This is a genomic window from Caulobacter sp. P1_B12_2 (assembly GCF_056406675.1).
Window position 1 is genome coordinate 1 of record NZ_JBFTZS010000737.1, and the last position, 1,541, is coordinate 1,541.

A 1,541-nucleotide genomic window follows, 5' to 3' on the forward strand; every position below is an offset into this window, starting at 1 on the left:
GCCCCGTCCTGGCCCAGACCGCCCCCGCCGCGACCGCTCCGGCGGCCGCGCCGCACGCCCCGCCGCCGGCCCCGCCCTACGGCGCGCCGGTCACCCTGGCCCAGGCCAAGATCGCCGCGGCCGCCGCCGAGGCCGAAGCCCGCAAGCAGGGCTGGTCGATGGTCATCGTCGTGGTCGAGCCCAGCGGGGCCCTGGTGTTCAGCGAGAAGATGGACGGCGCCCAGTACGGCTCCAACGACGTGGCCCGCCGCAAGGCCGAGACCAGCGCCAGCTTCCGCCGCCCCACCTCGTACTTCCAGGAAGCGGTGAAGGGCGGCACGCTCAATGCGATCTTCACCGGCGCCCTGGCCATCGACGGCGGCGAGCTGCTGATCGTCGACGGCAAGATCGCCGGGGCTATCGGCGTCTCGGGCGGCTCCGGCGCCCAGGACGGCGCGGTGGCGCGCGTCGCGGCGGCTGCGCTGAAGTAACGCCTCGTGCTTGGGGACAGGCGCATGCGCCGCGTGGCCGGCCAGCCAGTCCGCGCCGTTCGAGGTGTGGGCCTTGCCCGCCAGCAGCCCCGCCCGCGCCGCGGCGACCGTCGCGCCGCAGATCGCCCCGACGATCTTGCCGTCGGCGTGCACCTGGCGCAGCAGGCCGTCCAAGGCCGCATCGCTGTAGCCCGGCCAGGCGTCCGAGCCGATCAGCAGGAAGACGTCGGCGTCGGCCAGCACCGGGTCGGCGAACTTGTAGTCCGCCGCGGCCAGCACGCCGCCGATCGAGGTCTGCGGTTCGCCGTCCGGCGTGGCGATCTCGACCTGCACGCCGCAATATTCGCGCAGATAGGCCAGCACCGTCCCGGCCTCCCAGTCGGCCCAGCCCGGTTGCAGGAAAGCGACGGCGATGGTCATGGGAGGTTCCTCTCGGCGATTTGGGATCGAACGCGGCGGACTGTCTTATGCTCCGACGCGCCGGCCTTTGTCAGCAGGCCCTCGCCCCCTACCGCAACGCGCGCCGAGCGCCCATATTGCCGGCCATGACCGACACAGCCCAACGCTCCGCCCCCCGTTCGTCCAGCGGCTTCGATCTGACCCCGCCGACCGAGCCCGAACGTGAACGCCTGGAGGCCGACCTGACGGCCGAGGAGGCTCGCGTCCTGCTGCATCACGGCACCGAGGCCCCGTTCTGCGGCGGCCTGCTGGGCGAGAAGAGCCCCGGCGTCTATTGCTGCCGCGAGTGCGGCCTGCCGCTGTTCGAATACAAGACCAAGTTCGAGAGCGGCACCGGCTGGCCCAGCTTCTACGCCCCGTTCGACGAGGCCCACGTCAAGGAGGTGCGCGACACCTCCTACGGCATGCTGCGGATCGAGACGCTCTGCGCCCGCTGCGACAGCCACCAGGGTCACGTCTTCCCGGACGGCCCGGCCCCGACGCGGCTGCGCTATTGCATCAATTCGGTGTCGCTGCAGTTCGTGAAGTCCGGCGATCCCCTGCCCGACCCGTTGCATCGCGGGGATGAGGTCAAGGGCTAGCGCACCGCCGGGGACATGCCCTTGCGGCGTG

The 1,541-nt window shown here is 72.0% G+C and carries 2 protein-coding genes and 1 pseudogene; 2 read left to right on the forward strand and 1 reads right to left on the reverse strand.

Translation table 11 applies throughout. From position 1 onward, the window contains the following. Window positions 1–8: 8 nt before the first annotated feature. Complete coding sequence (locus AC1DZ6_RS25360; RefSeq protein WP_477099851.1) at window positions 9–470, forward strand: GlcG/HbpS family heme-binding protein; 462 nt, start codon at window positions 9–11, stop codon at window positions 468–470. Window positions 471–587: 117 nt separating this feature from the next. Here AC1DZ6_RS25360 and AC1DZ6_RS25365 read toward each other — a convergent pair. Beyond that, window positions 588–890: pseudogene (locus tag AC1DZ6_RS25365) on the reverse strand (DJ-1/PfpI family protein); the annotation flags it as partial. A gap of 125 nt (window positions 891–1,015) precedes the next feature. Here AC1DZ6_RS25365 and msrB point away from each other — a divergent pair. Next, complete coding sequence (gene msrB, locus AC1DZ6_RS25370; protein ID WP_477099850.1) at window positions 1,016–1,510, forward strand: peptide-methionine (R)-S-oxide reductase MsrB; 495 nt, start codon at window positions 1,016–1,018, stop codon at window positions 1,508–1,510. Window positions 1,511–1,541: the final 31 nt, after the last annotated feature.

Coding starts and splice junctions, on each gene's coding strand:
- msrB (WP_477099850.1), top strand. CDS start 1,016: ATGACCGACACAGCCCAACGCTCCGCCCCCCGTTCGTCCAGCGGCTTC.